The organism is Candidatus Zixiibacteriota bacterium, from assembly GCA_014728145.1.
Lineage (GTDB): Bacteria > Zixibacteria > MSB-5A5 > JAABVY01 > JAABVY01 > WJMC01.
The window spans coordinates 21,227-28,334 of the sequence record WJMC01000003.1; the positions used below are offsets into that span (position 1 = coordinate 21,227).

A 7,108-nucleotide genomic window follows, 5' to 3' on the forward strand; every position below is an offset into this window, starting at 1 on the left:
TTTTTTAACGTACAGGTCTTGATTAATAAGACGGGTTGCATATATTGACTGCCAAAGGAAGCTGAAACAGAAGGATTTTATGTCCGCACAGAAAAAGCAGGCCGCATTGATAATATTTCTGGAAGATACCAACCGGGATATGATCCATAATCGCCTGACCGACGATCTGACCCGTGTGGAGAAAAATAACCTCTACCGCGCATTTCTGGAAGATACCATGTATACCTGTCTCAGCATGAATAATGTGGCTGTTATGGTAAATTATCCCTCTGAAGTGGCCCGTGAGATTGTCGAGGAAGCGATTGAAAACCTCAAGCATAAATTGACCCCCAAGAAACGCAAGTTTATCGACAGCGATGATTTCGTGGCTGTATCCAGCAAAGGAGAAAGTCAGGGGGAGAGGCTTCGCAACGCTTTTGGCCGGGCATTTAGGTGCGATTATTCACCGGTTCTTTTAATCGGCTGTGTTACACCGACCCTTTCCAGGAGTGTACTCCAGAACGCTGTTCGACAGCTTAATAAATATGATGTGGTTTTCGGACCGACTTTGGAAGGGAGCTACTACCTGATCGGGCTCTCCAGCCATGAGCGTGATCTTTATGCGAAGATCGACTGGGATGACCTCAACACCGCCCTTTACAGCCAGATGGTTTCAGTAGCCGAAGACGAATCGCTCAAATGGAACGAACTCGATTTGTGGTACGATTTGCGCCAGCCGGAAGACTTTGAATTCCTGGTGCGCGATATTAATTTTTTCAGGCAGGTCGGTGATGAAAAATCAGCCAGCTCAACCGAAGAAGTACTCGATGAAATACTAAAGAAGATATCATGATACACAAACTTGAAAGAATGCTCTGGCAACAGGTCAAACAGATCGTGCCGGACAAAATCGACACTATTGTTTTTCCAATCGGCACCATGGAAGCCCATGGCGCTGCCTGCCTCGGAACTGATGTCTACATTCCGTACGATATCTCCGAGCATGTCTGCGAGAGATTTAATTACGTGCTGGCTCCGCCGGTATGGTACGGAATCACCCGCTCGCTTCTGGCATATCCCGGTTCGCTTACTGTGGAGCCCGAGGTGCTCAAACCGTATGTGCTCGATATTCTGAAATCCTTCAAGCGCCACAAGTTCAGGCGGATTATCGTCATGAACGGTCATGGTGGCAACAACAAGGTCCTCAAGGACTGCGCTTCGATCGCATTCCGCGAGCTCGACCTGCAGGTGGCGGTGATTCACTGGTGGCTTTTATGCGCCGAGGTGACACGCGAGTTCTATGGCCAGGAGGGTGGCCATGGAGGAATCGATGAAACCGGCTATGTCATGTCAGTCGATCCGGAACTTGCCGATAAATCATATTATAACGATAAGCTGGTTTACGAGCATGTCTTTGCCGCCGATGTCTATCCCTATCCGGGGACGATCGGCCTGTATAACGACAAAGGCGAAGGTCGACCTGACTTCGATTACGAAAATGGCAAAGCCTATTCGGTCAAGGTAAAGGAAAAAGTCTCGGACACTTTAAAGTATATTATCGACGGCTGGGATGCCAATTTGTAAGCTGAATTTGCTCAATAAAAAAGCTCCGCGGGTCAGCGGGGCTTTTCTTTTTATCATATCTTACAATCTGAATCCGGTCGTTATATACATCCGCGTTAAATCATAATCCTCGACAATATTCGTGCTCACATCCTCGAATTTATAACCACCGAACACGACAGCGATATCGAGCGTCATGATGCGGTCGATAAGGTACCCCGCTCCAAAAGTGAAAAACCGCCGGTCATCGATCACCTTTCTGCCGGCAAGCCGATTTGTGCTGATATCGATGCCGTAATCCCAGGGCAACGGGTCGGACATAAAGCCAGCCCTGAGCTTTAAGCCGACGCGCGGGATCAGGTACTCGGCCCCGATCGAGAAACCGAGCGCGTCACGATAAAAATTGTCGATGTAGAGGTTTTCTGACTCGAGCAGGGGATCGTCCTGGTATTCCATCTGCGACCAGTCAGCATAGTTGATGTCAGCAGAAAGCTGGAGGTAATTCAGGTTGACAGCGATACCTGCTCCCAGCTTAAACGGCGTCCGCAGGTCGTATTCATAGCGACCAGCCTGAATATCATCATTTGTACCTCGGCTCTGTGTGCGTTGGACGAATTCCTCGTCAATATTATAGTAGACCGGAGATTCGACCGTGAGACCGAATTTAACCCTGTTGCCGGGCGTCACCAAAAATCCCATTTTGGCAGATATCCCCTGGTAGCTGTCTTCGATATTGTCGCGGAAGTGAATATAAGTATCGATGTTTTCTTCGCGATAGTCCCAGTAATAGTCGTCTTTACCGAAATAGTAATTCAAACTTGCTCCCACCGAGACTTTGGGCGAAATATCGATACCGGCTCCTGCGCTCAGGGCATACAGGGAACCGCTTTCCGACTCCTCGGCATAAACAGTCTTATCTGTATCTGCCTCGTCCGGGATAACATGCCTGAAAGCCTGATCAAAGCTTTTGACCCGGTTGAGTCCGAACGCAAACACCAGGCTTCCGCGATAGGTTGGATATGGAATCGATAGATTGAGGCAGTTCAGACGAGTATTACTCTGGCTGATATCGCCATAACCTTCGGAGTAGAAACCGCTGATACCGTCGGTCGAATTATCAAGGCTCTGGTGCGAGATCCCGGCCTGCATTTCGATCCTGCGTATTTTGGCCAGTGCCGCCGGGTTGTAATACAGCGCGCTGCCATCCAGGACCGAAGCTATATGCGCACCGCCCATACCCATAGCGCGCGCGCCGACACCAAAGAAATTACCGGCCGTCATCTCCGGGATGGTGGATACTTCCTGCGCCGGTGAGAGCGGGCAGAGTATTACAAACAGCAGGCCGATACTAACTGTTATAAATCTATTATTCATTACACCTCTCTTTATTTGGGTGTTCTACGGCGTTCCGGTTTTTCCTTTTTTCCGGAGCCGGAGCCCTTTTTATCGCCAGAATTTTGATCATCCGACTTATTTTCTCCGCGGTATTTACCCTCTTTGGTACCACTGGCCTGGCCACCTGATCCTCCTGAACCCGACCCCGGGGGAGTAATGCCCGCCGGCGGAGGATCGTAATCAGGGTAGGGTACTTTGATTCCGCGACGTCTCTCGGGAGGTTCGACCGGATCGCGGTAGACCGCTCCTGAACTGCCTGAGCCGGTATCCCAGAAATAGTCTTCCCACCACCATGGATATGTGTAGTACAGCTCGTAGTTTTCCCAGTAATCCCAGTAATGCGGAAAACCGACCGGATCATAACCAAACGGGTATTCAGCCAGGTTGGTATGACATTCCAGGCAGCGTGTGCCGGCTTCTTCTGCATGAAGTTCTGCTTCCTCGACTTTGGGATGCTTGATCATAGTGTAACATCCCTGGCTGATGATACCGAGTATTACCAGTAAACCAGTACAAAGCATCAATCGTGAGGTCAATGGACGCTTTTTAAAATCTTTCAACATAAGTAAGTCTCAATTCACGAGTAATCGAATCCGCGCCCCGCGAATTCTTCAATATATCTTTAAATTTGGCAGTCAATTCGAGCCGTTCAGAGAAATTCCACTTAAAGGCGAAATTCAGGTAACCCCGCCCGCGTCCATAGGGGATACCACTGCGGTTATCGTTGAAGGCGGACTGGTATTCACCCAGGAATGTCAGGTTGCGGTTAAAAGAGATATCGAATCCCCCGTAGAAGGAAATGTCCTTGTCATTGTCTTTATCGCCTTCCATCGGATTGTAGTTGATTCCGCCATGGATACCGGACAGCCAATCCATGAAACGGTAAGCCTTGGACACCACCAGATAAAACCCGGGAGCCTTGAAATGGTAACGGTCCAGGCCGGCATCGTATGCCCCGGTTCCCTGGGATTCATAGCCGAGTGATACCGCCGGAAAACCGAGATTCTCATCGATTAAAAGCAGCTTCACCAGGTACTGTGGACGCTCATTCCAGTCCGGTTCATCCGATCCCAGTATCTTGACACCACCGTAGGAAACACCGATCATGAAACGGTTGTGCAGGCCGATGTTGATCGCGCCCAGAAGTCCCCCGGCCGAGAAAGCATCCAGCTCGATTTCGAAAGAAGCCCGCTTGAGGTTGCCGGCGGTCGGAAAATCGACCAGCCTGTGCGGTGCACGGTCCAGGGGCACCGGTTCGCGGGGGATAATGTCCTGGCTTAAAAGACTGCCTGCTGATATCACGATTATTCCTATTGCTATAATTAGAATACTTTTTGGCATCCTGCCTCCTGACCTGTCAATATGTTTTGAAACAAACATATTTTCCACGACAGGTCGGTCAACTAAAATATCCTCTTCAGTATATACGGGCAAAAACACTGCCAATCGGAAGGCACATTCAAAAATAGCAGAAAACTGTTAACAAACAGTTCAGTTTGGAAAAACGACTATCTGATTGTGGTGATATGTTTCCAGGGCCTGCACATTAATTGGGCAACAGGCATTGCGTGATGCACAATAATTCAACCCCAGCGTTCGAAATCAACTATTTCCGACAGCGGTTTTCGATTGGTAGGGGAGGGTTGATAACGCGTATATCCAAGAGTCAGGATTCCGACTACCCGGACTTCCTCGGGGATTTTCAGGGCTTTCTTGATTTTGTCCTCGTAGAACGCGCCCAGCCAGCAAGTGCCCAGCTCAAGCTCGGCCGCGGCCAGCATCATGTGTGTCATGGCTATCGACACATCGATCGAATAAGCGTTCTGACCGCAGGTCATGACATACTCAGGGTTTGTCCCGCAACAGATTATCAGCACCGGGGCTTCACTGACGAATTTCTGCTGACGGAAGGCATGGGTCAGTTTTTCGATCTTGGATTTATCGCGCACGACAACGAATTTCCAGTCCTGTTTGTTATTCGCGGATGGCGCGACACGACCGGCTTTGAGAACCCGGGTCAATTTCTCATCTTCGACCGGCCTTTTCTCGTAAGCCCTTATGGAACGGCGTTTTTCTATCAATTCAAAAAAGTCCATCGAACTCCCTTTCAGTTTTTTACAAGCTATCATTCGGCCTTGCGATGTCAACCAATTTTATGGGGAATTTGCTGGAAGAATGACGTTTTATGGCTTATACTGTCAGCTTATGGAAATCATCAAGTTAACTGCTGTTTTTGTGATTATCCTGGTTTTGATGCGCCTGCGCGTGCCGATCGGTGTGGCCATCTTCACCGGTGGTATCACACTCAGCCTGCTGTTCGGCCAGAAAATCATCGACCTGGGCGTGTCTCTTTTTCATGGAGCGACTTCCTGGAAGACTATCCGGATCGTCCTGATCGTGAGTTTTGTCAGCACTTTGGGCGCATTGATGAAGCATTTGCGGATGACCCGACGGCTGGTACGTGGAATCGAAAATATCTCCGGATCGGTCAAAACTTCGCTGGTGCTGTTACCGGCTATAATCGGGTTAATGCCGATGCCGGGAGGGGCTCTGTTGTCGGCTCCTCTGGTCAAGGAGGCATCCGAGGACAGGCGGATTTCCAATGCCCGCCTGGCGGCGATCAATTTCTGGTTTCGGCATATCCTCGAATTCTGCTGGCCGATCTACCCCGGGATTATCCTGTCGGCCGCGATTATGAAAATCGAGGTCGCTACCATCAGCCTCTGGCAGTGGCCGTTTTCTGTGGCTTTTTTGCTCGGAGGGCTGATATTTCTGGTTTTTCCAATGAAAGATATCGGCCGTTACCCGATCTCGCAAAGCCGTATGGCCAGTGTGCGGGATATCATCATTGGGGTCTGGCCGATAGTCCTGGTAGTGCTTCTGACATTCGTTTTCGGGTTGGAACTGTTGTACAGCCTGATGATAACGATAGTTGTTTTTGTGGCCCTGTTCAGGCCGAACTTAAAACAGGTAAAGCTTTCTCTTACAGACGGTTTCTCGTTTTCGATCATTTCCCTGATTGCAGGGGTGATGATTTTTCAGCAGATCATCACAGACAGTGGGGCGGCCCGTCTTCTGGCAGAACAGATCGCCACCTGGGGAGTGCCGAACTGGCTGGTTCTGGGACTGGCAAGTTTCCTGATCGGAATCCTGACCGGGATCGTAACCGGTTATGTCGGAATCATATACCCGATCTTTTTGGCGTTTCTGCTGACTCCCGAGCCGGATTACTTCATGATGATTATAGCCTATGGAAGCGGGCTGGTGGGGGTTATGATATCGCCTCTGCATCTATGCCTGGTCCTGACACGTGACTATTTCGAGACTGATTTCAAAAAAGTCTATCCCCTGATTCTTCCACCTGCCATATTTGTCGTTCTCAGCATTGTGGTCGCACTTGCCCTGGGCTACGCCCGTTAGTTATTCTCCATTATTTACGGGTTTGGCCCCAAATTTGCACAGGTTATATTTGTGGAACTAAAAAGAGTGGTATGTGTATACAGAATTAGATAGTTGGGAGACTTATATGTTAGAACGTAATAAATTAACAGATGTCGAATTGATGAAGCGTATGCAGAAGCAGGATATGGTCGCTTTTAATACCTTCGTCGACCGCTATAAAAACCGCCTGTTCACTGTCATCAACCGTATGCTGGATTCTGCCGAGGAGGCCGAGGAGATCGTGCAGGAAACTTTTCTGAGGGTGTATCAGCATTGCCACACCTTCGATTTCCGCTTTGCGGTTTCGACCTGGGTTTATACTATCGCATTAAATCTGGCTCGCAATGAACTCAGGCGTAAAAAGCGTGTAAAATTCTTCGATATTGAAGATTACAAGGATAAACTATCGACGCCTGAAAATCAGTCCACCGGTGATCCGGCCAAGCTGATGGCGGCGTTGAAAAAGGCGGTCCAGAAACTTCCGCCTAAATATAAAGAAGCATTTGTTTTACGTGATATAGATCAGCTTTCGTACGAGGAGATAGCCCAGATCCTTTCGGTTCCGCTGGGGACTGTCAAGTCGCGGGTTAACCGCGCCAGAAATCTCCTGCGGGATCAGGTTAAGCCCAAGATGGAGGATTACTATGAACTGTCGAAAAGCTCGCTCTTTAATCTTAACATCATATGATGATGAGCTTTCGCACAGTGCCCGAAAAGAATTGTTAACGCA

The 7,108-nt window shown here is 49.1% G+C and carries 8 protein-coding genes; 4 read left to right on the forward strand and 4 right to left on the reverse strand.

Annotated features, from left to right (window positions below):
• The first annotated feature begins 79 nt into the window (after positions 1 to 79).
• Together GF404_00225 and GF404_00230 are read left to right on the forward strand one after the other, a co-directional pair.
• The gene (locus GF404_00225) at positions 80 to 832 is read left to right on the forward strand and encodes a DUF2064 domain-containing protein (protein ID MBD3380596.1); all 753 of its coding nucleotides are present in this window, start codon (positions 80 to 82) and stop codon (positions 830 to 832) included.
• A complete protein-coding gene (locus GF404_00230; protein ID MBD3380597.1) occupies positions 829 to 1,563 on the forward strand; it encodes a hypothetical protein in 735 nt (244 codons plus the stop codon). The genes GF404_00225 and GF404_00230 overlap by 4 nt, the downstream gene beginning before the upstream one ends.
• A 60-nt stretch (positions 1,564 to 1,623) precedes the next feature.
• Here GF404_00230 and GF404_00235 read toward each other — a convergent pair whose 3' ends face one another.
• The 4 genes from GF404_00235 to GF404_00250 form a co-directional block, all read right to left on the reverse strand.
• Complete coding sequence (locus tag GF404_00235) at positions 1,624 to 2,916, reverse strand: hypothetical protein (protein ID MBD3380598.1); 1,293 nt, start codon at positions 2,914 to 2,916, stop codon at positions 1,624 to 1,626.
• 11 nt (positions 2,917 to 2,927) lie between these two features.
• Positions 2,928 to 3,500 carry a hypothetical protein gene (locus GF404_00240; GenBank protein MBD3380599.1) on the reverse strand — a complete coding sequence of 191 codons (573 nt, stop codon included), beginning with the start codon at positions 3,498 to 3,500 and terminating at the stop codon, positions 2,928 to 2,930.
• A complete protein-coding gene (locus GF404_00245; GenBank protein MBD3380600.1) occupies positions 3,484 to 4,278 on the reverse strand; it encodes a hypothetical protein in 795 nt (264 codons plus the stop codon). The genes GF404_00240 and GF404_00245 overlap by 17 nt, the downstream gene beginning before the upstream one ends.
• A 242-nt stretch (positions 4,279 to 4,520) precedes the next feature.
• Positions 4,521 to 5,033: a nitroreductase gene (locus GF404_00250; protein MBD3380601.1), complete on the reverse strand. Its 513-nt coding sequence runs from the start codon at positions 5,031 to 5,033 to the stop codon at positions 4,521 to 4,523.
• On the opposite strand from GF404_00250, the gene GF404_00255 reads away from it, so the two are divergent.
• Together GF404_00255 and GF404_00260 are read left to right on the forward strand one after the other, a co-directional pair.
• Entirely contained in the window at positions 4,996 to 6,357 is a 1,362-nt protein-coding gene (locus GF404_00255) for a DUF401 family protein (protein MBD3380602.1), read from the forward strand. The two genes, GF404_00250 and GF404_00255, sit on opposite strands and share 38 nt — an antisense overlap.
• Before the next feature lie 106 nt (positions 6,358 to 6,463).
• On the forward strand, positions 6,464 to 7,066 hold the full coding sequence (locus GF404_00260) for a sigma-70 family RNA polymerase sigma factor (GenBank protein MBD3380603.1): 603 nt from the start codon (positions 6,464 to 6,466) through the stop codon (positions 7,064 to 7,066).
• Positions 7,067 to 7,108: the final 42 nt, after the last annotated feature.